General features: G+C 47.0%; 18 protein-coding genes. 4 read left to right on the forward strand and 14 right to left on the reverse strand.

The genetic code is table 11. The annotated features are described in order from the left end of the window. Positions 1–75 precede the first annotated feature (75 nt). From ABXJ76_RS13670 to galE, 4 genes are all read left to right on the forward strand, one after another. Positions 76–822, forward strand: coding sequence for a hypothetical protein (locus tag ABXJ76_RS13670; RefSeq protein ID WP_432741274.1), 747 nt, complete (start codon positions 76–78; stop codon positions 820–822). Next, positions 819–1451: a serine O-acetyltransferase gene (locus tag ABXJ76_RS13675; RefSeq protein WP_432741276.1), complete on the forward strand. Its 633-nt coding sequence runs from the start codon at positions 819–821 to the stop codon at positions 1449–1451. The genes ABXJ76_RS13670 and ABXJ76_RS13675 overlap by 4 nt, the downstream gene beginning before the upstream one ends. Continuing rightward, positions 1452–2018, forward strand: coding sequence for a serine O-acetyltransferase (locus ABXJ76_RS13680; protein ID WP_432741278.1), 567 nt, complete (start codon positions 1452–1454; stop codon positions 2016–2018). A 446-nt stretch (positions 2019–2464) separates the two neighbouring features. Beyond that, positions 2465–3475: a UDP-glucose 4-epimerase GalE gene (gene galE, locus ABXJ76_RS13685; RefSeq protein ID WP_432741280.1), complete on the forward strand. Its 1011-nt coding sequence runs from the start codon at positions 2465–2467 to the stop codon at positions 3473–3475. A 155-nt stretch (positions 3476–3630) separates the two neighbouring features. Here galE and ABXJ76_RS13690 read toward each other — a convergent pair whose 3' ends face one another. The 14 genes from ABXJ76_RS13690 to ABXJ76_RS13755 form a co-directional block, all read right to left on the reverse strand. Beyond that, positions 3631–5541, reverse strand: a complete 1911-nt coding sequence (locus ABXJ76_RS13690; RefSeq protein ID WP_432741282.1) for an LTA synthase family protein — start codon at positions 5539–5541, stop codon at positions 3631–3633. A gap of 258 nt (positions 5542–5799) precedes the next feature. Further along, the gene (locus ABXJ76_RS13695; RefSeq protein WP_432741284.1) at positions 5800–7482 is read right to left on the reverse strand and encodes an NUDIX domain-containing protein; all 1683 of its coding nucleotides are present in this window, start codon (positions 7480–7482) and stop codon (positions 5800–5802) included. Between the two features lie 12 nt (positions 7483–7494). After that, entirely contained in the window at positions 7495–8004 is a 510-nt protein-coding gene (locus tag ABXJ76_RS13700; protein ID WP_432741285.1) for a DNA-binding protein, read from the reverse strand. Then, positions 7991–8188 (reverse strand): CopG family transcriptional regulator, encoded by a 198-nt coding sequence (locus ABXJ76_RS13705; RefSeq protein ID WP_305267406.1) that lies wholly within the window; start codon positions 8186–8188, stop codon positions 7991–7993. The genes ABXJ76_RS13700 and ABXJ76_RS13705 overlap by 14 nt, the downstream gene beginning before the upstream one ends. A 9-nt stretch (positions 8189–8197) precedes the next feature. Continuing rightward, entirely contained in the window at positions 8198–9751 is a 1554-nt protein-coding gene (locus tag ABXJ76_RS13710; RefSeq protein WP_432741287.1) for a hypothetical protein, read from the reverse strand. 2 nt (positions 9752–9753) lie between these two features. Next, entirely contained in the window at positions 9754–12219 is a 2466-nt protein-coding gene (locus ABXJ76_RS13715; protein WP_432741288.1) for a tetratricopeptide repeat protein, read from the reverse strand. 123 nt (positions 12220–12342) lie between these two features. Continuing rightward, positions 12343–12912 carry a hypothetical protein gene (locus ABXJ76_RS13720; RefSeq protein ID WP_432741289.1) on the reverse strand — a complete coding sequence of 190 codons (570 nt, stop codon included), beginning with the start codon at positions 12910–12912 and terminating at the stop codon, positions 12343–12345. Positions 12913–13387: 475 nt separating this feature from the next. Continuing rightward, on the reverse strand, positions 13388–15814 hold the full coding sequence (locus ABXJ76_RS13725; RefSeq protein ID WP_432741290.1) for an acyl-CoA dehydrogenase: 2427 nt from the start codon (positions 15812–15814) through the stop codon (positions 13388–13390). Positions 15815–16049: 235 nt separating this feature from the next. Next, positions 16050–18407 (reverse strand): 3-hydroxyacyl-CoA dehydrogenase NAD-binding domain-containing protein, encoded by a 2358-nt coding sequence (locus tag ABXJ76_RS13730; RefSeq protein WP_432741291.1) that lies wholly within the window; start codon positions 18405–18407, stop codon positions 16050–16052. Beyond that, positions 18407–19546, reverse strand: coding sequence for a thiolase family protein (locus tag ABXJ76_RS13735; RefSeq protein WP_432741292.1), 1140 nt, complete (start codon positions 19544–19546; stop codon positions 18407–18409). The genes ABXJ76_RS13730 and ABXJ76_RS13735 overlap by 1 nt, the downstream gene beginning before the upstream one ends. Positions 19547–19550: 4 nt before the next feature. Then, positions 19551–21839, reverse strand: coding sequence for an alpha/beta hydrolase (locus ABXJ76_RS13740; protein ID WP_432741293.1), 2289 nt, complete (start codon positions 21837–21839; stop codon positions 19551–19553). A 200-nt stretch (positions 21840–22039) separates the two neighbouring features. Continuing rightward, on the reverse strand, positions 22040–22792 hold the full coding sequence (locus ABXJ76_RS13745) for a glycerophosphodiester phosphodiesterase (RefSeq protein ID WP_432741294.1): 753 nt from the start codon (positions 22790–22792) through the stop codon (positions 22040–22042). A gap of 382 nt (positions 22793–23174) precedes the next feature. Further along, positions 23175–23783, reverse strand: a complete 609-nt coding sequence (gene gstA, locus ABXJ76_RS13750; RefSeq protein WP_432741295.1) for a glutathione transferase GstA — start codon at positions 23781–23783, stop codon at positions 23175–23177. Between the two features lie 38 nt (positions 23784–23821). After that, positions 23822–23959 (reverse strand): YceI family protein, encoded by a 138-nt coding sequence (locus ABXJ76_RS13755; RefSeq protein WP_432741297.1) that lies wholly within the window; start codon positions 23957–23959, stop codon positions 23822–23824. Positions 23960–24053: the final 94 nt, after the last annotated feature.

Below are 24053 nucleotides of genomic sequence, written 5' to 3' on the forward strand. Positions count from 1 at the left end.
GGAGGATGGTTGCTGGCGGCATTAATAATGCAGGCACTACCGGGATATGCAGAATCAAAACAGGAGGAAACATCAATGGCGGAAACATCACAAAAAATTAGTGCATCGGAATGGCAAGCGCTGGAAAAAAAGCGCGTGGTATTCGGTCACCAGTCGGTCGGCTGGAATATTCTCAACGGCCTAGAACGTTTGGCCGCCCGGCAAGGCATCAAAATCAATATCCAAGAGCAGCGCACAGCACCCGTATTGACAGGTATTAGCCACTTTACTATCGGCAAAAACGGTGACCCGATGTCCAAAATCCAGGATTTCGCCGCCGCCATTGACGCCGGTGCCGCCCAAGGAGCCGATGCGGCTTTGATGAAGTTGTGCTATGTCGACTTCGATGCAACTACCGATGCACGACAGGTGGCAGACAGCTACATTGCTAGCCTGGAATCCTTGGCCCAGAGGCATCCTGATACAAGCTTCGTAGCCGTTACCGCGCCTCTGATGGCCGTGCAAACTGGGCCAAAGGCTTGGACCAAACGACTCATGGGCAAGCAACCCAGAGGGTATCTCGATAATGCCAGGCGTGCGGAATTCAACACACGGCTTCGTGAGCGCTTTCTTGCTACAGGCCGTTTGTTCGACCTAGCCCGAATCGAGGCCGAATCGACAGGCAAACTCTGCACGGTAGACGTAGAGGGCAAAGCGGTAGAGGCGCTGTGTCCTGAGCTTACCGATGATGGCGGTCATCTCAATGAGCGCGGACAGGAGTTGGTAGCCAACGCCTTGCTGAGTCTTATCGACTCACTCCCGGCCAAGCAGACACCAAAGTGAGTCGGGTATCGATGGACATCGACATTGCCCATCGACGGCGCTGGCCAGATCGTCCCATGAACTGGGCTTCTCGCTTATGGCTGCTGGTAACTTCCCCTGGTTTGCAATTGCTGCTGATCCATCGCATCGCCCACTGGATACATGTAAAGCGTAACAATGACGGCGAACGCCGGTGGCTTTGGCATGTTATCTTGATTCCCCTTGGTTTGCTGAAGTTGGCGACGAAGATCAACACTAAAAGTGAAATTTGCAATGACTGTGAAATTGAAGGCGGTGTTTTCTTTTCCGATCAAGGGCATATCACCTTCGGAGCCAAAAAAACAGGTGGCGGGACTATAATAGGTACGCGAATTACTGTCGGCATGAGTCATACTAAAAGAGGGCGGGGACGCCCGAAAATTGGCCGCAATGTCTGGGTCGGCTCTGATTGCGTCATCTATGGCGCAATCACTATCGGTGACGGCGCAACACTACTACCCGGCACCGTACTTACCAAGAGCGTCCCCGCCAACGTAATCATGCAGGGCAACCCCGCACGGCTGGTATGGCAAAACTTTGATAATGCCAAGTTACGCAGCCATCCAGATACGGATGCAGTGCAATATGTAACCGCAATACGAGACACTTAAATGTTCGAGAATATTCGTGCCGACATAATACGCGTGCATCATTGCACAAAAAAACTCGGCCCAATTGATGTCCTACATTCGTTCTGGATTAATTACGGGCTTCGGGCGCTAATGGTATACCGCCTTGGTCGCTGGTTGACAAGCATTCGCAAACACCGCTGCGGCTGGATTGTTACTGCGCTCTTTTACCCGATTTACTGGCTATTATCGATTTGTATAAACAAGGCTTATGGTATCGACCTGGATCAAAGCGCGAATATCGCGCCCGGCTTGTATATAAATCATTTCGGAGGCATTGAGGTAAGAAATTGCTCTATTGGGCCTCGCTGCAACATTCAGCAGTTGGTCAAGCTGGGATCGACCAAGACTACGGATGGAGGGCTGGTAATTGGCGAAGAAGTATGGATTGGAGCCCATGCACAAATATGCACGGATGTCCGCGTGGGGGATGGCACTACTATCGGTGCCGGGGCCGTGGTTACTCAGGATGTCCCTCACCACTGTCTGGTGCTCGGCAATCCTGGCCGGATTGTCCAACGGAATTACGACAATCGTGAGTTTTTGTAAGTTTTCTTTGCCATCTAGTGCTAAACTTATTTCCTACTTTTAAGCATTTGCATTATCGGAGCAATCCACTATCCCATACCCTTAATCCTAATTTCCGCTTTGATTGCGATAATCGGTTCTTTCACCCCACACAAGACTGCGTAATAGGGTTACGTAACCCTCTATGAATCATATGTATCGACGATACTTGATACCAGCAATTTTAGCGGGGCACCTGCTACACAAAATAATGAGAGTAGCGTAAAAGTTGTTTAGGTACACACGCTATCACAGTCTAAAAATTATTAGGCAGTCGATGAACTGCATTTATTACCGCTTTGGACTGGTTTTTAAGTTCAAGCAATCAGAATTGTTTTATAAAATTTCCTAATTAGGGTAGAGGCTTGAGACCTTCATGAGGTTCAAGAGAAAAGCACCCTGCGTAAAAATAATAGACGAGGCACAGCATGAAAATTTTGGTAACTGGCGGCGCGGGTTTTATCGGTAGCCATACTTGTGTGGAATTATTAAGCTCGGGTTATGAAGTCATAATCGTTGACAACCTGCTTAACAGCAAAGCCAGCGTAGTCGATAGAGTCGCGACCATTACCGGCAAGCAACCCGCGCTGGTGCAGGCGGATGTGCGCGATCAGTCGGCATTGCGTGGTATTTTTTCAACACATAAGATTGATGCGGTAATTCATTTCGCTGGACTTAAGGCAGTAGGCGAATCAGTCCAACAGCCCTTGCAGTATTACGACAACAATATCGGCAGTACTTTGGCCTTGTGCCAGGTGATGGCGGAGTTCGGCGTATTCCAGTTGGTGTTCAGTTCGTCCGCCACGGTTTATGGCGATCCGGCCAGCGTGCCGATCAGCGAAGATTTCCCGCTTTCAGCAACCAATCCTTACGGCAGATCGAAGCTGATGAACGAGGAAATTCTGCGCGATCTGTTTGTATCCGATGCGCGTTGGCATATCGCACTACTGCGCTATTTCAACCCGATAGGTTCCCATAACAGCGGCATAATCGGCGAGGATCCAAACGGTACTCCCAATAATCTGATGCCGTATCTGTCGCAAGTGGCCGCAGGAAAACTGAGCGTACTTTCGGTCTATGGCAATAATTGGCCAACCCCTGACGGCACTGGCGTGCGAGATTATATTCATGTCGTCGATCTGGCCAACGGTCATAAAAAAGCCCTGGAAAAGATCAGCCGAGCACCGGGCGTTTTTACCTATAACCTCGGTACCGGGCGGGGCTACAGCGTGCTGGAAATGATTGCCGCCTTTGAAAAGGAGACCGGGCAGTCTGTCCCCTATAACATTGTGGACAGACGAGCGGGCGACATTGCAACTTGTTACGCTAATACCGAGTTGGCCGAAAAAGAACTCGGCTGGGTGGCGACGCGCGGCCTGAATGAGATGTGTGCCGACTTGTGGCGCTGGCAGCAATTTTGCGCAACGGCTGTTGTGTAATCCTCAATTTCAACGGCTACTAAGGAATGAAAAATTAAATAACTCATGCCTTTGCGCAAGGGGCGACCGGCCGGTCGTCCCTACAATTTATCGCGTGTTCACGTTATTTGGATTTGATTCCTTAGGTATGTGGCAGATGTACTTTCATATTGTTACTAATACCGACTCAAGCGATGCGACCAAATATAATCCGCCGACTGGTAATAAGCCATGTTTTCGGTAACCAACGAGGCGGCGGCATTCATATCCAGCTGTTTGTAAGCCCCTAAAGGATCGTCAATCACATCAACTTTTTGCTGGGGCGACAGATACACCAATTTATTGTCTTTAAACAAGCCCAATTTCTGGTAATTACTAATCAATGCCCTGCCCTCGTCTTTGCGCATCTGCATAATATCGCGGCCATAAAACTGGCTTTCATAGCTGAGGTTTAAAAAACCAAGCACGGTTGGAGCCACATCAATCTGGCTGGACACGATGTCGTTTGTTATTGCCGGCACATGTTTGGGCGCATAGATAAACAAGGGGATATGGTATTTGTCCACAGGCAACTCGATTTTGCGCGCACTACCGGCGCAATGATCGGCAACCATCACAAACACGGTATTATCAAACCAAGGTTTGGTTTTGGCCTGCTCGATAAATTGATGTATCGCATAATCGGTATATTTAACCGCACCTTGCCGACCGTTGCCCGAAGGAATGTCAATCTTGCCTTCAGGATAGCTGTAAGGACGATGATTGCTGGTGGTCATGATCTGAAAGAAGAACGGCTGGTTATGTTGATGATCCTTGTCGGCTTCTTTTAGGGTGCGGTTAAAAATGATGTCATCGGAAACGCCCCAGGCATTGGTAAAGGTTTTTTCCTCTTCGCTGAAATCGGTTTGATCGACGATGCGGTAACCGTTGCCGGAATAAAACGCATTCATATTGTCAAAATAACCCCGGCCGCCGTATAAAAACGCAGTATCGTAGCCTTTTTGCTGCAAGACCCTGCCAAAGCTGAATAAATTGCCGTTATCGGGTCGTTTGACGATGGCCTGACCGGGTGTGGGCGGAATGGACAAGGTTAGGGATTCAAGGCCTCTGACGGTACGGGTGCCGGTTGCGTAGAAATTGGTAAACAATAAACCCTCTTTAAACCATTCATCCATAAACGGCGTGATGTTCTCTTTATTACCAAAGGTAGCTAAATATTCGGCACTTAAACTTTCGACAGTAATTAAAATAATATTCAGGCGTTTTTCTTCGCCTGCCGCTTTAATCATGCGCTTGATGTCATATAAATCATCGGATGAATTTTCGACTCCCAGTTGTTTTTTGATGACAGCGGATAGCTGCTGATCATCGCCCACCTTGTAAAAGTGCCGGTAATCCAGCTCGTTATTTCTAAATGCCGAGAAGAACTGATAAGGCCCGTTGGTAGCCAGTTCATTAAGATAGGTATTATTAGAAAACTGATACCATGACGACCCTATTGAGGCGTAGCTTATTACCGGCAACAGCAGTAAAATTCCGGCAATTTTTAACCGGGACAAAAACGATTCATTTGCCCTAAAGGTATGTGACAGCAGGCTTCTTACCAACAAAAAGCAAATCACGGTAATGACTAAAATACCCGACAATAGCCAGCCTAACGGATAAGATTCAATAATATTGCTGACCACTTCATGGGTGTAAATCAGGTAATCGACGGCAATAAAATTAAACCTGACCCCAAACTCGTCCCAGAAAGTCCATTCGGACAACTCGATAAAAAACAGCGCATATAAGCAGATAATAAATACGCCAAAGCTGATTGTTTTATGAATTTTGCTTTGGTAAATACGATTGGGCAGAACCAGTAAATACAGAACGAAGGGGATTAACAGGTAACTGAAAAAAGCCAGGTCATGAACCAGTCCAATAAGAAAAGCCAGCGCTATTTGATAAACCGGCGTGTCAATGTCGTCCAATTGTTTGATCAGCAAGACTACTCTGAGCAAGGCAAAAGTACCTAAATTAATCAATAAAAACAGCAGCACAATAGTGAACCGTGATCTTGAAAACAATGCGTTTACATTCATTTATGTTGTTACCTGGAAAAGAAAATAAGGTTCAAGATGAAGGCAAAAGCTGCAAAAATTAACAACTTGCATTCCTCACCTTTCGACAAGCACAGGGCGAATGGGATTTTTTAGATTTAACTTAATAGGAACCTTAAACTTTCACCCTGAACTTGATTTTTATATTTTAACACCCACGTTACTCAATTGCTTGCGACTAAAATCAGTGGTCAATACGGCAGTAGTCAATTAGCTTGAGGGGAAAGTGAATGTTTCAACTTATAAAACCTCTAATCGACAACAAAACCTTATAAATCCAGCTTCCCGGCGTATCAAACCCCTTAAACCTAACGCCAAAAATCTGGGCTCTTTATGCAAGCCTTTTTTATAAACGTCTTCGATTTTTACGCCGTCTTCGTTATCTGACGAAAATGGCTGCTCCGATAATTGCTGTAATTTATGCGCAAATTCCAACGTCAATGTAAAGTCTTCCGTTTTAACTTGAGTCGTGCCTAATGCTGTAGCGATGGCTTTTCTTTCAATGCTCACCTGAATTTTTGTTTTCACGCCGGTCAGACCGGCTTTATGCACCGAATAAGTAAACAACGTTTCATCAAAATAAACCACATCAGGATTGACCGATAAGCGAAATAACACATCATGGTGATTTTCAATAATCAAATCAGTGTCTTTAAATAATTCGGCCAGCTGCATTAATTCGGCTTGCAGCGTTGGATTATTTTTAACATCAATCCAGCCATAAGGGTGAAAGATAATATTTTCTTCAATCGTCGCGAATTCAAAACCGCGACAATGTGCCGCCAACCCCAATAAAACACTCAATTGCCTGGGCGTTAAAGCCACATCAAGCGGTTTTTCCTTGCCTAAAGCACCCGCCAACAGTGGTCTTTCGGCATCTATAAGCAACGTCAAACCGTATTTTGGCGGATCAAATAAATAACCTGCCGCAAAACTATCCGGCAAAGCCGACAGCTCTGTTTTTAGCGCTAAACGGTCTTCGCCAAAATCATCAACCAAGGCTTTGATATAAGCGATCTTGCCGTCCGTTGTTTCGCCCTTTGCTACGTCATCAATGGCAAACCAGACCAGACGATCATCGCGTTTGATTTGCTGTTGCAGAAGTAAATAACCTTCCAGCGTTAATTCAACCTGAAAAATATTCAGGTAATATTCAGTTAACGCGTGATTTGGCGCTGATCCTTGAACTTGTTGATAAGGCTTTAAGCTGCGCCAAGGCTTAAAACGATAATGCTGCTCAAAAACCAAACCGACTTCTTCGCGTATTTCCCGTTTTAAAGTTTCCGGCAAGGCTTTTTTAATTAAATCGGAATTTTCTGATTGTAATTCAGCGAGTAAAGCGGGAATATCGATATTCCCCGGCACATCGTGTTGATTCAACCGCCCGCCGACCAAGCCATAATCCCCGGCTTTGTTATCAAAACGTTTTTGGGTGTCTTCGCGTTGATAAAACAAAATATTGCCATCCAGTTTGATCATGCTCCAAGCCACATAAATGTAACGGATAGGTTTAGCGTTATGGCTGGCATGATGTTCATAGCGTCTGTTTTCAACAACACTCAACACCTCGCGTTGCTGGTTTTTCTTAGCATCGGCGATGCCTTGCGTATTCCAAAAATTATCGGCAAAAAAGCGTGATTCCTTGTCGCTTAGCGCCGTTAATAACGACGTAGCCAATAATTGCGCCGGGAATGACATAAAACACCATTCGCCTTTTTGCAGATAGGCGGTATTTAACACAGCCAAGGTATCGAGCAGGGTTTCTATTAAACTTATAGTGTTTTCAGCAATCGCGCGATCAAGATGGTGTTGGTGGCAAAGCGCGTTAATTAAATCTTCGCGCGGAATACCGTAAAAATCGCCTTCTTCTTCGGCGTAACGGGGAAGATGGGAAATAAGCGTTTGAATGCGATTAGCAGACATTATTTATAAACTTCATTTTGCATTTTTCTCTACGTCTCTAATGACTTCTGCCAATAAAGAAGCGCGAATGTGTAAAGTGGTCCGTGTTGAAATAGCGCGTAACAATTCCAATACATCCGATTTTGAGCGGGTTTGTTGGCGAATAGCGCGAACCAACACACCCAGTGTGCCATGTGCCGCCACGCCTAAATTTTTTGCGGCCAACCGGGCGGCAGTATCGTCCGTCAAAAGCAGGCTATTGGTAAATTCAAAGCACAAATGCAAAGCTTCCTGCTCTCCCGCATGTAGAGTGTAAAACGGGGTCAGCGCATCGACTTGGGCCGAGAAATGTACCGCACGTTGGCGAATCAATTTAACTTCGAAGCAAGACAAAGCTTGAGGACGATGCCGGTCCACTTCATTCCAAACTGTTTCCGGAATAATAACCTTGCCAAAATCGGCCAGAAGATCAAGGCTGTTCAGTTCATCCAAATGAATAATAGGCCCGGCGTCGGCAATGACGACCGCTCTAGTCTTTTCCATGTAGGCCCCAGTCAATATCTTCGCGAATAAAGCGTTCGCTGATCGTTTGCTGATGAGACTCTATATAACGGCGCATTGCTTCTGCAACCAGTGCATCCATGTTATCAATCCAACCTTGCTCCACCATGTTTTGCGCTTGTTGCCAAAGTTGATCGGGTATTTCGGTTTTTATAAGTGTGGACATGATGATTACCTATTGAGGAAAACTATGGCTATAGATATGTCTAGCCAATGTCGGTAAAAAGTCATCCGAAGTGGCTGTTAAATTTCTTAAATCAGATTTCTGATTAACCCAGAAATATTGCAGTAAAAAGCCTTTATAGTTATGTTTCTCAGCGTCAGTTTGCCCCGTGTTGTACCTATAAATTTCATTAATTTTATCTTTAAATTTATTCAATTTATTTGTCTTTTCTTCATACTTACCTTCTTTATTTTTAGTAATAGAGGTAACGATAAAATCCCCTTTTTCATTTTTGGAAATATTACTCATTCTAATTAATATGTCATCAACACATTCTTCTGCATGCTTAATATCACCACTTAAAGTTTCAATATTGATATTATCGGCTAGTGATAAAGAAACACAACGCAACAAAATTCTTTCGTAAGGTTGTATTGCTTTTGGTAATTTGAACATGGCTCGCATGTTGACCAAGAATAAAAAAGCGATGATCTGAGGATTTAATGGCTCAAGTAAAATAGCATGGGATACCCAGTTTCGGGTCATTTTCATAAGCCATGCAAAGGTATAAATATCGTTCATTTTTCCAAAAGAATTTGGTTGATCTTTCCTGAAAAACTGTGGATATTTTTCTTTTAAGCTGTTCGCTTCAATATTTTCTTCCCATTCATGTACCAGCGTCCTCAAAAATAAACGATAGTGGATATTTGGGTCATCCGGTTGTTTGATCGCTAAAAACTGCGATAAAGCATCAAGATAATTTTTTATATCCGTATTTGGTATTTCAATAGCGGGCTGATTATTTTCTATTTTTATAAAGTCCCTAAATTGAATATTACCGCCGTCTTTTTCAATATGGGATTTTAAAAAACCGCAACCTTCAATAATCCCCCGCCGCAAAATCAGATAATCGTTTCTTTCGTAATTTTCTAACCAATGATTGAGATGTTGCTTAGCTTCATTTAAACTTTTATTGATAGCTTTAGGCGGTTCAATGCGACAACGTCGATAAGCCTCACAAAATCTGTTATACGTATTTGGGGAATTACCGTCATTTAAGCCATTGAAATGAATTTCAAGATATTGACACAAGCTTTCAATATCTTCTTTATCTATAAACTCAGAACATTTTATTGCTGTTTCTTCCCTAAGTTCATTTGTGATGGTTCCTAGAATTTCATCAGTAACATCATAATTATCTTGTTTATAAGCTTCACGAAGTTCATCTACCCGACTGATATTAATATCTGCATTAGCGGTTAAAAATATAATTTGTTCTTTTGGAAATCCATGTTCCAGCAAGTATAAAAATAAATTCATTCCACTTTCTTGCAAAAACTTTTGCTCAGAAATATCAAATTGCTTTGCAAGTTCTTTTACTTCATTTGAATGCTCAGTGTTCTCTAAATTTATATCCAACACAATCAAATCGAATTGCGCCAAACAATTATTAATGACTTCTTTTGCTTCAAGAAAGTTTGTTTTTACGCAAACCGACCTATTGTTAAACCAGGCAATTTGTTTTTGCTCTGTATACTCGTCTTCAACCCATAATATTTTCAGCATTTTTACTCCATATTGGTTTTTCTTTTTATTTTAAGGCTAGGTAACTCATTTACTAGCAAATCTTTTTTAAAAAACAGAGTTACCTGAAATTGATTTTTTTGTTGAGAAATCAATAAACTTTCTTCCGGGTTTTCGGTGTCGTTCAGTTGCTTTAAATCTTCTTGAATGGCATCCAAGCCTTTCCCTGTACCTAGCATTGATGGGCTTTTATCTTTAACTGGGTTTTCCCAGCTGCAAGACAAATACGTTGTTTCGTTGAGGATTCTTTCATCAAAAACTAACGTTAAAAATTCATTTTTATCATGGTCTGCATACTTAAAGGCATTAAACAAAATTTCCGAAAAATAACCGAATAATAGCGCTTCGGCATGGCTTTCTGAAAGAATGAAAACTTTTTTCCACAGAGGACTTATTTCAGTTATTTGAATCGGCCGCAAATTTTGGTTAATCCATGCAATAGGCCGCAATGATTTGTTGAGCAAAATATCATCTTCAAATTTTTGCTTTAAGGCATCAAGATTTACATTTTTCTTGGACAAAATGTTATCGCGGATGCTGTTAAGCCCCGCATAATGTTGATTGAGAAATCGAGCTGTTACACGACTAGCCGCATAATCCAAAACATCTTCGATGGATTTGGTTTGTTCGGCATCATTCGAAGTTCGGCGACAGCTTCTAATAAACTGGCGAAACTTTTCAGGATTTGTGTTTGCGTAACGTTGGCGTAATAATTCGCCTTGTAACTTGATGATGATTTCTGAATGATAAGCTTCATGCAGCAATAAGACATCTTTACGACATTCTGGGTTGTTTTTTAAACGTTCAGCAACTTGATAAATAGTGTCTGGAAAAATCACATTACCTAAAGAATGCGTGAATTGTTCAACTAATTTTTGCATTCGATGGTTAGCATTTTCTTTTTCTTTTATTTCTAATTCAAGGCGTTTGTTTTTCTCGGCTAATTCTTGCTCTTGCTCAATGCCAGTCAAGCAAATCGCTTTAAAGTTTTTATCCAGGTTTTCATCCTTATCAAAGACTTCTATTATGAATTCCTTTGCTAGATCATATTCTCCAGCTTTTTTGTAGATAGCAACCCTTAGCAAAATGAGAAATACTTTATGATTGTCAGCATACTTAATATCTCCATTAGATGACATAGATATGAGACCTTCCACAAAAGCCTGAGCATCATCTAAGTCGTTGATGGCAATATAGTCGTTTACACCAAAACAGCCGTCATTATCATAGATTACATCACCTTTAAATTTACCTTGAGCCAAACCATTCCCTAAATAGAGTTGAATAGATTTGATAACAGGCAGATTTATAGCATCACCGTGATAGAGGTCACCCCATGCATTTAGTCCTTTCTTTAAATAATCCGAAGCGCGTTCATCGCTTTGTCCAACGCCTTTTCCAGAATAATAAAGAACGCCTAACAATAAATAGGCCCCGTCAGCATTATGCCCATCCACTTCTTTAAGGCACCACTCGGCAGCAAATTCATAATATTGCTCGGCATCTTCTTTATCCGATAAGCAAGACGGAATGGCTAGCGAAAGATAGGCGCTATTAAGCCAATTATTGGCCTCAACATGACCTTTTCTAGCTGCCCTTATTATCCACTTCATGCCGAACTGATAGTTTTTCTCAACACCTTTGCCTTCAAAGTAGCAATGAGCTAACCGGTATTCAACTTCAGTAATGCCCTGCCCAGCCGTCTTTTTGAAGCATTCAAACGCAAGTGTTTCGTCTTGTACTATATTGTTGCCTTCAAAGGAACAACAAGCCAACCAATACAGAAAATCCGCCTGCTGATTTTGTAGTTCCTGTTGTTTTTGTTGTTCAAAAGCTGATTTAAACCATGCAAATGCCAGTGCTTCGTTTTGCTCAACAATCTCACCTGTTAGGTAACAATAAGCCATCCCGTACTGAGCCTTGGCATAGTTTTGTTCGGCAGCTTTTTTTAACCATTCAAACGCAAGCGTGTTGTTATGTTCAACGGCTTTACTTTGCAAGTAATAATCGCTCAACAAGTATTGGGCTTCGACACAGTTTTGTTCAGCCGCTTTTTTTAACCATTCAACTGCAAGCGCATCATTTTGTAATGCATTGTCACTTTGCAAGTCACAATGGCCTAACAAATATTGAGCCTCGTCACAGTTTAATCCAGCAGATTTTTTGAGCCATTCAAATGCACGCTCTCGACTTTTGTTCATCCCCCTCAGCAAATCATCCAAAGCACTAGCTTTCTCATAACCCATCTGAGTGATCTCTGAAAGCCGCCATAAAAGATAGCTGCTATAGCAACAGGCCAAATCAATCTGTGCCTGTACATCGCCATCATTCGCTTGTTTCATTTTATGGATAAACATCCAGGCTTTTAAATCTTCCTGTTTCTGTCTTGGATTGCCGTTGTTGGATTGTTGTTGCAGTTCAGAAATTGACAAGGTGTTTTGTTCGGTCATGGTCTCGGCCTTTGGTTTTGTGCTTTTTTTTGGGTTCGTGTGCTTACGGCAATCATCGGATCGTTGATTGCCTATAAGCTTGGTGTTGCCGTTGTTTATCAAACCAACGGCTGTCCTTGCAGATCACCGTTCAATACATTCGACTTTCACCGGCATATTCAATGCTTTCGCGATTTCTTCCAACACCGTGGTCGCTGATACTTTGTTGACGTGGGTGGTTATGAACCAGCCATCGCAACGCCTTTGCGCTTGGTAGTCGCCATTGGTCGGTGTTCTGGCGATCAGTGGAATCGAGGTGACTGTCTTACCCAGCTTCGCCACCCGCTCCAGTCCGAAAGCCTTCAATGTTTCCACAAAGGTTTCGGCAATGGTGTTCTGTTCTATGACTCTGCCAGCCACTGTTACGCGTAAACGCCCGCCTTGTTTTCGGGTGCGATTACTATCCTTTTTGTGAAAACCCGTTTTCTCCACCGTCCGCGCAGTATATTTTGCGTCAAAATTATTCACGGCGGCTTTGATGTTCGATTCTAATGCTTGCAACTTGAGGCATGAATCATTGAGGGCGGCGACTTGCGAAAAATCGCCGATTAAACAGGCTTCAGCGCCTGCCATTTTTAAATCATCCGTGGCGCTATGCAGCGCAGCAAACAATTCGGTAAATTTTGTGGTAACGGCTTCCGGTAATCTTTTCATGTTTGCATTCTCCATCATTTTTGTTTGATTCGTTTGGTTAAATGTCCTGTAGGAATTACTGTGTCAGCGTAATTTCCATTTTTTAAATATTTTAAAATCCGCTTTTTTCTTGGCGGGATTTACTCCCAATATTTACCTGACTCATTAACCGGTTATTTTCAAATATAAAATAGAAATTAAATTACCTGTTGTTGAAGCTGATTTTATTTCCCCATGAATTCGCTTTCACAACATGGTGTGTAGTATCGGATAAAACTATGCTGATGTAATGGGAGAACTGTGGGAGTTTTTTGGGGGAGGATTCCACAAATGCGGAAATCGGAATTAGTCTTGCTAATTTTTTAAGCAGAGCGGGATTTGATATGTTCACCAACATAGGTGGACGTGTGGAAGCCGCTCATGCTTCGACAGATAGCCGAAGAACTCAGCACGAACGGTTTCCACTCACTACAACTGCGGTTTTTAGGATTATTCTTTATCCGCCATTGCCTAATTGCTCAGGACTAAAATCATCCACGCTAATGGCTGCAAATCGGGCTTTTTCAGCATTCGCCATCAGCTCGGCTTCTTTTTTGCTGATAACGGCCTTGCTGATCGCAGCCTCCAGCACGTCGATAATGGCGCCTTTGGGCAGCTGTTTTTGCTTTTGCGCAGCATGGATTTTAGCCTCCACCGGGGCTGCGGCAAGCACAGCCTGGAAGGCGACTTCGATTCTGCCGGTAGCATCATCAGGTTTATCGTTGATATAAATGCCATGAGTTAAACGGTCGCGAGTCGGGGAGTTTTTCAGCAGCAACACCGCCGTCTGGTGGATTAAATAATCGGCGGGTAGTGAGTAAGGCTTGCCGCCGGGGAACAGCACGGCTCTTAACAGATACGTAGAAAGACGCATCGGCAAGGTGTGGAAAATAGCCAATAAGGATTGCTGGGCGCGGTGCAGGGTTTGTTGGCAGGCCCAATGCAGCAACGGCAAGTCGTCTTGGGGACTGCCCTGATCCTGGTAATTTTTCAGCACGCAGGAACACAAATACAGGTTACTCAGCACATCGGCAAAGCGCCCGGAGAGCCGTTCCTTGCGTTTAAGCGAGCCGCCCAGCGTCAGCAACGCAAAATCGGCGACCAGCGCAAAGCTGACGCTGAGCCGGGCAATCTGCCGGAAATAACGCCGGGTATTTTGATCGCCGGGCACCTCGACAAAACGGGCGTTGCTTAGCCCCAACCAAAAACCGGCCGCCAAATTGTGCAGCACCGAACCGATATGCTCGAACAGCACTTGATCAAACTGCTGCAAAGCCAGTTCGAGATTACTCTCGCCCAAGGCTTCCATTTCCCGCTGGATATAAGGATGGCAACGCACCGCGCCCTGACCGAAAATCATCATCGTTCGGGTCAGGATATTGGCGCCTTCGACGGTAATACTAACCGGAATCACCTGGTACATCCGGCCGAGATAGTTTTTAGGCCCCAAACAAATGCCGGAACCGCCTTGTATGTCCATACCGTCGTTAACCACGCGGCGCATCCGTTCGGTGAGTTCGTATTTGATAATCGCGGAGATGACCGACGGCTTTTGCCCATCATCCAGCGCGGCGGCGGTGACTTTGCGCGCGGCATCGATAATATAGGTTTGTCCGGCAATGCGCGACAGCGGTTCTTCAATGCCTTCGAATTCGCCAATCGGCAGGTTGAATTGCTTGCGAATGCGGGCATAAGCGCCGGTATTGCGGCTGATCATTTTCGACGCGCCGGTGCTGAGTGCAGGCAAGGATACCGCCCGACCAGTAGCCAGGCATTGCATCAGCATCTTCCAACCGTTGCCGACCTGCTCTTTGCCTCCGATAATCCAGTTCAGCGGAATGAACACGTCCTTGCCCCAGTTTGGGCCGTTCTGAAACGCGGAATCCAGCGGAAAGTGGCGCCTGCCGATAGAAACACCGGCGGTATTCGTGGGAATCAGCGCGACGGTAATGCCGATATTTTGCTTATCGCCGATCAAGCGCTCCGGGTCGTAAAGCTTGAATGCCAGACCCAGCACCGTGGCGACCGGACCTAAGGTGATATAGCGTTTGTCCCAGTTGAGCCTTATGCCCAGCACCTTGTCGTTGCCGTCGAATTTGCCGTAACAGACCACGCCGGTATCGGGCATGGCTCCGGCATCGCTGCCTGCATAGGGGCCGGTTAACGCAAACGCGGGGATTTCCAAGCCTTTCGCCAGACGCGGCAGATAATGGTTTTTCTGCTGTTCGGTGCCGTAAGCCAGCAGTAATTTGGCGGGGCCCAAAGAATTGGGCACCATGACGGTCACGGCAGCGGTGCTGCTGCGGCTGGAAATTTTCATCACCACTTCGGAATGCGCGTATTCGCTAAACTCCAGGCCGCCGTAATGCTTGGGTATAATCATGCCGCAGAATTTGTGCTGTTTGATGTAGTCCCAGACTTCACTCGGCAGATCGAAGCGGTTGCGGGTGATGTCCCAATCGTCCAACATACTGCAAAGGGTTTCTACCGGGCCGTCGATGAAGGCCTGTTCTTCGGCGCTCAGTTTCGCGGCGGGCAAATCCATCAGAACTTTCCAGTCGGGATGGCCGGAAAACAGCTCGGCATCCCACCAGGTATTGCCCGCTTCCAGCGCTTCGCGTTCGGTTTGCGACATCCGCGGCAGCATGGGTTTCATGACCTTGAAAATCACCCTGCTGAATAGCCTTTTGCGGATAGCCGGGACATTGAGCGGGATAAAAACCGCATCGAAAACCACCCAGAACAGGAAGACAACATTGCCGCCGCCCTGTGCCAGAGAAAAAAGCCCCAACCATCCGGCCACAACCAGCGTTGTCCAGCGTAACGATGCCCGGCCATAAGCCAGAACTCCGCCGAGAATGAATAATGAGATTAACCAGATCATGGGATACTCCTTGGGTTGATTTGTAGATATTGTCCACGAAAAGCACAAAAATCAGTGAGCCTGTAGCGGTTTATTTTTTGCGAATTCCTTAACAGGCGTGCAGGCTTCGCTTGCACAGCAGGCGAAGCCTGCACTCCAGTAAACCATTAAAGCCGCTCCACGCCGAAGCGAGAGAACGGTAAATCTATTTTTTTCTTTCGTGCCTTTCGTGCTTTTCGTGGACAACTGCTTTTAATCAATTACGCAACGGCTTACCTGTTTTAAACAGGTGCTCCAGCCTAGCCAGAGTGCCCGGTTGTTGAACTAGATGCAAAAACGCTTTTAGTTCCAGATTTAACAAATCGTCTTCGGTTAAAGGCTCGGTAATGTCGCACGAACCGCCGCTGAGCACGTCGGCCAGTTGCTGCGAAATTTCCACATCGTAGTCGCTTATCTTGCCTGCCAGCTTAAGATTATTAATCGCAATAGCCATTGCCGCTTTAGCGCTGGCGCCGGGCAACTCGAAACTAGCGGGTTTGGGCGGCGCATAACCCGGCACCAGCTTCAATGTCTTGGCTTTGGCATCGGTCAATAAGCGGTCTTTGTTCATGGTAACGCCGTCGGAGGTGGACAAAAACAGCAACTCTTTGGCTTCCGCCGCCGATTTGGACACTTTGGCCATGCCGATGCTTTCAAAAGCCTGGGCTATCGCAGGCATCGGGCCGCCGGGGCGTCTGGCAAATTCCAGCCAGCGCCGCAGATATTCCTTGCAGCCGCCCCAGCCCGGCACCAAACCCACGCCCACTTCGACCAGGCCGATATACAATTCGGCATGGGCTTGAATGGCGTCGCAATGCAGCAGGATTTCGCAGCCGCCGCCCAAGGCCAAGCCCGACGGCGCGCCGACCACCGGAAACGGCGCATATTTCAAGGCATAATAGGTCTGTTGCCCCTGCTTGATCAATTGCTCCACCGCAGGCCAGTCTTGAGTGTGGATAGCCTGCACCAGCAAGGTTAAATTAGCCCCGGCGGAAAAATTGTCGGCATCGTTATGAATAATCAAGGCCGAAAAATCGGTTTTGACCTTGTCGATGCTTTGCCGAACCATCGCCAGACTATCGCTATCCAGGGTATTCATTTTGCTGTGGAATTCCAGACAGGCGACGCCGTCGCCAATATCCCAGAGACTGGCCGACGGATTTTCCAGTACTGCCGGAGCCTGCAATTTAATATCGGCCAGCAGCAGAATGCCGTCCGGCCGCTGCACGGCTTGGTAATTGCCGGATAAATCGGCATACATGCGTTTGCCTGAATCGACCTTGTACAGGCAGTGATGTTGCGGGGGCGACGTTAGTCGCCCTGGGCGACTAACGTCGCCCAGGGCGACTAACAACGGCGGTACCTCGCGGTTTTCGGCAGCTAAGCGCTCAACGAACCAATCCACGCCAATCCGGTCCAGCAGCTCGAACGGCCCGTATTTCCAGTTATAACCCAGACGCATCGCGGTATCGACAGCGACGATGTCATCGGCAATCTCGGGGATCAGGCTGGCGCTATAAACCAAGGTGTTGGACAGCACTTTCCAGGTAAAGCGGCTGATGGCGTCATCAGCCGACAAAAAAGCCCGTTGCTCGTCCTGCGTTTTGGGCACCACCTGCAAGGCAAATTTTTCGCTAGCGTGATAAACGCCGGTTTGCAGGTTGATCGATTCTTTGATGCGTTTCCCATCTATTTCATTTAGGCGATAAAAACCGCCCTTGCCTTTTCTGCCGGTGTAGCCGTCGGCAATCAGACGGAGCAATAATTCCGGCGCATTATTGATGGCATTGAATGCATCTTCGGCGGGCAGCAATTGCTTGAAACTGTCCAGTACATGCGGGATTAAATCCAAGCCAACCAGATCAAGCAAACCAAAGATACCGGTTTTCGGGATGCCGAAAACCGTCACCGCCGCATCCGCCTGCTCAACCGGCAAGCCCAGTTCAATGGCGGTCAATAAACCCGATTGAATCCAAAACGTGCCAATCCGGTTGGCGATAAACCCCGGCGTGTCTTTGCAAATCACGCAGCCTTTGCCCAGACGGACATCGGCGAATTTAGCCAATGCGTTTATCGATTCGGTATCGGTTGATTCGCCGACCACCAGTTCCAGCAGGCGCATATAACGGGGCGGATTAAAAAAATGGGTAATCATGAAACGCTGTTTGAAACTGTCCGGCAGGTCTCGGGTCAGCAGTTTCAGCGGCAAGGTCGAGGTATTCGATGAAATCAGGGTATCCGGGCGACAGATAGTATCCAGTTTCCGGTAAAGTTCCTGTTTGATAGCCAAATCTTCAAGCACCGCTTCAATCACCCAATCGACATCGATCAACCAGTCGAGATGGTCTTCGATATTGCCGGGAGTAACCAGACGGGCATAGTTCTTATGCATGAATGCGGCGGGCTCGGTTTTGAGCAGTTTGGCAATCGCGGCTTCGGCAATGCCGTTCCGGTTTACCGCATCTTTTGGCACGATATCCAGCAAATAAACGGGAATACCGGCGTTGGCGATATGGGCGGCGATACCGGAACCCATGACCCCCGCGCCTATCACCGCGACTCTTTTGATGTCCATTAGATAGCCTCCAAAATAGTCGCTATGCCCTGGCCGCCGCCGATGCATTGGGTAGCTAGCGCAAACTGCTTGTTTTCCCGTTTCAGCAGGCTGGCGGCTTTACCGGTAATTCTGGCACCGGATGCGCCCAGCGGATGGCCTAATGCAATCGCGCCGCCGTCCAGATTCAACTTTTCCAGCGGAATCGGCAAATCGTTAAGTACCGCCAAAGATTGCGCGGCAAAGGCTTCGTTCAATTCGACGATATCGATGTCCTGCAAGCTTAAGCCGGCGCGTTGCAAGGCTTTATGAGTCGCGCTGACCGGGCCTATGCCCATGATTTCCGGCGCACAAGCCGATACCGCGATGGCCTTGATTCTGGCCAGTTTTTCCAGGCCGTGGGCATCGGCATAGTCCTCGCTGCACACCAGCACGGCGGCAGCGCCGTCGGTCAGCGGCGAAGAAGTTCCGGCGGTCACGCTGCCGTTTTTAAGGAAGGCCGGTTGCAATTCGGCAAGCGCCTCTAGTGTTGTGGCTATTCTGATACAGCCGTCGTATTGAACGATCTCGCCGTCAGCGCGTTTAATGGGGATGATTTCACTGGCGAACAAACCATTTTGTTGAGCAGTCCACGCTTTTTGCTGGCTGGCGACGGCAAAAGCATCCTGGGACAGACGGTCGATATGATAGTGCAAGGCCAGGTTTTCGGCGGTCTCGCCCATGCCGATATAGGCTTGGGGATAGGCTTTATAAAGGCCGGGATTGGGCAGATAATTGTAGCCGCCCATCGGTATCCGGCTCATCGATTCGACCCCGGCGCAGATAAACACCTCACCGGCGTTCATTTGAATCGCGCCGGCAGCAAAATGTATCGCCTGCATTGAGGAACCGCAAAAGCGGTTAAGGGTGACCCCGGCTATGCTGATCGGCAATCCGGCAAGATGGACGACCAAGCGCGCCAGATTCATGCCTTGCTCGCCTTCCGGGAAGGCGCAACCCAAAATCAAATCTTCAATATCCTGCGGCTCCACGCCGGTTTCATTGATTAAACCGTTGATGACCTGCGCGGCCAGATCATCCGGCCTGACTTTAGCCAGTTGCCCTTTTTGCGCCGGTGTAAAAGGCGATCTGCAATACCCTGCGATAATGACATTTTTCATTTTACTATCCTCTTTTGCGTAGCTCATTTAAAAACCCATCAATAACGCCCCATGTGCCGCCGATATTTCCCATTAAAATTCCGTGGCGTTGAGCTTTAATGACTTGGAGTTGCTTATGCGGTGAAGCCAATTTAGCCATAATAATCGGCGCGCCTTTGGCAGAGACAATAGGATCCTGATCGCCACACACAACCAGTGCGGGCAGGCTAATCTGCGGCAGTAATTCATCAAGCTGCGCAATCAACAGTCTCAGTTCATAAAGCGCCCTGACCGGCGTATTGCGGTAATTAATAGTGGGGTGTTCCGGTTCATTGTCGATAAAGGGCTTTACACCTTCAAAGGCCGAAACCCAACCGACCAGCGTGTTGGTGCCATGTAATAATGACACCAGCATAAAAGCAGGATTAACGAATTTTAACGGCACCGAAACGGCGATAACGCCGACCATTTCAGGATAGTGCTCAGCGGCCAGTTTTAACGCCAAGGCACCGCCTGTGGAAAAACCGGCAACAAAAATACGCGGACAATGCACCTTGAGTATATTAAACCCCCGTTGCACACAACCGTACCAATCTTCCCAGCTCTGATCGCGCAACGCATGGGGCGATGTGCCGTGGCCTTTTAGCCGAATGCCCAATACCGTGTAGCCCTGGTTAACCAGATATTCGCCATAAGCTCTTAATTCCGCAGGACTGGCGAGCAAACCATGAATAAGCAGTACACCGTAGCCATTGGCATGTTCCGGTTGGATGAAAAAAGGCGAGGGATCATCAACAGCGGCTTCCTCCTTGCTAATGTCGTCGCTTAAATAGCTTGAGTAAGCCTGCTTTTCCCATGCCAGCGTGCGACATTCATCTTCAAAATGCCAAGCAGCCAGTTTGTCTACATCGGCATGGGCGCATTCATCTACGGCAGCAATCAGGGTATCGCGAACCGTATGCAGCGGTGCGGCTTCGTTGTTGTAAACCGCAATCGGATTTTCCAGACGAATGCTATCAAAGTCGAACTCGGTACAAAGTTTGGGCAAAAACTGATAACAATGCTCATCTTCGTTGATCAGTTCGGCTTCTTTTGCCGCACAGATAAAATGTTCGAAGCGCTTGTTACTCGCCTTAAACAAATCGCTGTAATCATCGGGATTGAGCAGGCTTCGGTGCAGATGAATCACGGTGTTGTTTTGCAGATGCTTGATGGCGATATACAGAATAGTATAAAACTTGTTTTTCTCGATCCGCGTTTGTCCCTGCTCGATGCAGTGCATGATCAACGTTGCCGCCAGATGGCTTAAATTGATCGTGACATTGGCATAAATGGCTTCCATGTATCGATCTCGGGAACATTGGGCATTTTTTATAAAATACTTCCCCAATAAACGCTGCTTCCAGTTTTTAGGTCGGGAATTCAGCGCAAAAACATCGTCTATCGTGTTGATTTCAGGAACGACCTTGTCCATCAGATAACGGATACGCCAGTCCCAGACACCACAAGGATTGACCGGGGTACCCATGCGTATATCCATGTCGGTATTTTTCAGCATAATATTGCCTTCGATCAGCAATTCCTCGGATTGGCGCAAGCTCAGGCCGCCGGAAAACAGCTCAACGCCTTTAAACAACAGATTTTCAGAGGAACGAATCGGATAAAAAGTAATATTGGCAGGCACTATCAATGTCGGCTTATTCGCTACCGCAATCAGCTGATCAATACTGTCGATCTGCAAGACATTTTTCCATTGCCGAAGCAGTGCAACGTCATTCTGGCTATGGGCGTATCGAATCGCCGCTTTAAAGGTTTCCACACCCTGACACAAAACAGCAGGTCCCGTGTGCAGCTTGCGCCGGTTGCCGGTAACCCTGGAGTAAATACTGTAATGACCGCGTTTGTCGATAACCCGCCGGTCTTTGACCATGCCGCCTTCAGGAAAAATAATGGCTTTGCGACCGCGCAAAATCTGCCCGGCCAGCAGCGGAAACAGACGCTCATGATTGTGGGGGAAAACGCCGACATTTTTCAAATATCGCGACAACACATTGTCTTCGTTAAAGAACTCGCCGGAAGCAATGGCGCAACTGTAAGCCCCGGTTTGCTCGTAAATAAGAAACTGCGGGATGAAGGTTTCAAACCGGGAAAAATGATTGAATAAAAAGATGTCGCCTTCCAAAAACTGTGGATCGGCATGCAGATCAAGCTTGACGCTGAGCATATTTTTGACCGCATCAAACAACTTGACCGACCTGATGTAGAGTTTGGTATCTATATCAGGCCAGTCATCCGGGTAAGGTGTTTTATTCATATCAGCCCCGTGTCTAAAGGTAAAAGTATGCTTGCGCCACATTCAGACTTTCAGTATAGCCCCTCTGAAAACTATTGGGGCATTGTCATTTTTTTACCGTCCTTGTAAGCCAAGCCGATGATACTCCTTGCCTTTAAAACCTTTAATCGGAGACTCGGTACCTGTTAAAGGCTGACCGGCCAGTCGTGCGCAGTCCCGCTTCACGAATCGCGCATCTGCAATGCCAATTGCGGGTAATCGGTAATCAGGATATTGGCCTTCAGATCCAGCGCTTTTTGAATCTCCTCGACACTGTTGCAGGTATAAACCGCTACGCCTTTGCCGCTGTCATGCAGAAGCTTGGCAATGGCCTCGTTATGGATGTCGATGGGCAGGCAAAAACCGGCCAAAAAACTATAATCCGTCAGCAACCGTTCAATATCAGCCTGGGTGTGATGGCCGGATAGCAAATAATAAAGCGGCACATCCGGCGCGTGTCGATGGGCGAAAATCAGCCCGGGCAGACTGTAGGAAGAAACAAACACGCCATCGACGGCCGAGGTGCCGATGACAGCCAGCATTTGCAGTATCTTGGTTTCCAGCCGTTGCCGGGATTCCCCGTCTCGGTTTTTAAGCTCAATATCCAGGCCGCAACGCCCCCGGAAACTGCCGATAAACTCCTGAAGGCTCAACGCGCCTTCCGGCAGCGCATCGGGCGAGTTGTATCCTGAAAAATCCATTTGTTCGAGCTCGGCGAAATTAAAATCGTCTATGCATTTTCCGGGATAACCCAATTTTTCCAGCTCCCAGTCATGCCAAAGCACCGGCACCTGATCCAGACTCAGCTGCACATCTGTTTCAATGCCGTCTATCGGGTATTGCAGCGCCTTGTTGAAGGCGGCGCGGGTGTTTTCGGCGGCTTCCCTGTTAGCGCCTCGGTGGGCGAAGATCAAACATCCGCTCTGGTCGCTCATTATGTTATCTCCGTTATATTTCATATCGGCTATATCCTTACATTCGTTGTGCTGGTTCCCAAGCTGGAGAGACTGTGAAAGTATTCATATTTAGAAATTAACCACGAAGAACACGGACGACTGCAAGGACAGATATTTGCTCCTTGCAATATCTGCATTCACCACATCCCTGTGGATTATGCAGGAGGTACGACCTCATGGATAGGGGAGGTAGAGCAACGCAGGGAGCGGTTGCCGAGAGCACGAAGTTTTTAATACCCTGAATTAATGCTGTTGTTTTCTCCGTGTCCTTCGTGTTCTCTGTGGTAAATAATTTTTTCAGCTCGATTTGGATAATACTTTCACAGTCTCTGGAGCTTGGGAGCTTGGGAACTAGCGAAATTCAGACCAGCCCTTCTTCCTTCATCGCTTTTTGCACTGCAGGACGCGCGGAAATTTTAGCGGCATACTCCACCAGCACCGGCCAGCGGGAAATATCGACATCGACATAAGTGCCCCAACTCAGCGTGACAAACAAATAGGCATCGGCCACGGTAAAATGCTGGCCGAGCAAAAATGCCCGGTTCGAAAGCTGCTCGGAGACCGTTTCCAGACGCGACGTCAGTGCAGCAATCGCCATTTGTTTAGCGGCTTCAGGCGTAGCGGGATTAAACAACGGCGCAAATCCTCCTTTATGAATCTCGGTCGAAATAAAATTCAGCCATTGTTGCAGCTGATAACGCTCGAACGTGCCTGCCAATGGGGCTAATTTTTTATCCGGCGCCTGATCGGCAAGATACTGAACAATAGCGGGGCCTTCCGTTAACGTGTTGCCATCGTCAAGGATCAGCACCGGCACGTAACCGTTAGGATTTATCAGTCGAAAATCCTCCCCGGTTTGGGTGCGCTTAGCCGTCAAATCAACTTCGACCAGTTCAATCGGCAGTTCCGCTTCACAGGCGGTGATATGGGGCGATAGCGAACATGCGCCTTTGCTGTAATAGAGTTTCATGGTCTTTTCCTCTGGGTTGCATGAGTAAACAAGGCCGATCAGTCTTTGATCGCCTCAATTTGAAGCGCGATATTGACTGCATCGGCAAGGGTCGGCGCATATTTGTCTACGCCAAAATCGGATCGCTTGCTGGTTGCGGTTGCATTTTCTCCGCAAACGTTTTTCATGGCGATCATAGTCATTCTGCAATGAAAACAATCTGCCACTAAATACACCACATAATCATACCGCGCAAGGTTTTGTGCATCAGCGGCAACTTGCGTAGGGCCA

Origin of the sequence: Methylobacter arcticus (assembly GCF_050917435.1) — a bacterium.
Taxonomy (GTDB): domain Bacteria; phylum Pseudomonadota; class Gammaproteobacteria; order Methylococcales; family Methylomonadaceae; genus Methylobacter_A; species Methylobacter_A titanis.

Excerpts from the sequence above, each read along its gene's own strand:
- ABXJ76_RS13670 (WP_432741274.1), top strand. The coding sequence starts at position 76 with ATGGCGGAAACATCACAAAAAATTAGTGCATCGGAATGGCAAGCGCTG.
- ABXJ76_RS13680 (WP_432741278.1), top strand. The coding sequence starts at position 1,452 with ATGTTCGAGAATATTCGTGCCGACATAATACGCGTGCATCATTGCACA.
- galE (WP_432741280.1), top strand. The coding sequence starts at position 2,465 with ATGAAAATTTTGGTAACTGGCGGCGCGGGTTTTATCGGTAGCCATACT.
- ABXJ76_RS13690 (WP_432741282.1), bottom strand. The coding sequence starts at position 5,541 with ATGAATGTAAACGCATTGTTTTCAAGATCACGGTTCACTATTGTGCTG.
- ABXJ76_RS13695 (WP_432741284.1), bottom strand. The coding sequence starts at position 7,482 with ATGTCTGCTAATCGCATTCAAACGCTTATTTCCCATCTTCCCCGTTAC.
- ABXJ76_RS13700 (WP_432741285.1), bottom strand. The coding sequence starts at position 8,004 with ATGGAAAAGACTAGAGCGGTCGTCATTGCCGACGCCGGGCCTATTATT.
- ABXJ76_RS13705 (WP_305267406.1), bottom strand. The coding sequence starts at position 8,188 with ATGTCCACACTTATAAAAACCGAAATACCCGATCAACTTTGGCAACAA.
- ABXJ76_RS13710 (WP_432741287.1), bottom strand. The coding sequence starts at position 9,751 with ATGCTGAAAATATTATGGGTTGAAGACGAGTATACAGAGCAAAAACAA.
- ABXJ76_RS13715 (WP_432741288.1), bottom strand. The coding sequence starts at position 12,219 with ATGACCGAACAAAACACCTTGTCAATTTCTGAACTGCAACAACAATCC.
- ABXJ76_RS13720 (WP_432741289.1), bottom strand. The coding sequence starts at position 12,912 with ATGAAAAGATTACCGGAAGCCGTTACCACAAAATTTACCGAATTGTTT.
- ABXJ76_RS13725 (WP_432741290.1), bottom strand. The coding sequence starts at position 15,814 with ATGATCTGGTTAATCTCATTATTCATTCTCGGCGGAGTTCTGGCTTAT.
- ABXJ76_RS13730 (WP_432741291.1), bottom strand. The coding sequence starts at position 18,407 with ATGGACATCAAAAGAGTCGCGGTGATAGGCGCGGGGGTCATGGGTTCC.
- ABXJ76_RS13735 (WP_432741292.1), bottom strand. The coding sequence starts at position 19,546 with ATGAAAAATGTCATTATCGCAGGGTATTGCAGATCGCCTTTTACACCG.
- ABXJ76_RS13740 (WP_432741293.1), bottom strand. The coding sequence starts at position 21,839 with ATGAATAAAACACCTTACCCGGATGACTGGCCTGATATAGATACCAAA.
- ABXJ76_RS13745 (WP_432741294.1), bottom strand. The coding sequence starts at position 22,792 with ATGAGCGACCAGAGCGGATGTTTGATCTTCGCCCACCGAGGCGCTAAC.
- gstA (WP_432741295.1), bottom strand. The coding sequence starts at position 23,783 with ATGAAACTCTATTACAGCAAAGGCGCATGTTCGCTATCGCCCCATATC.
- ABXJ76_RS13755 (WP_432741297.1), bottom strand. The coding sequence starts at position 23,959 with ATGATCGCCATGAAAAACGTTTGCGGAGAAAATGCAACCGCAACCAGC.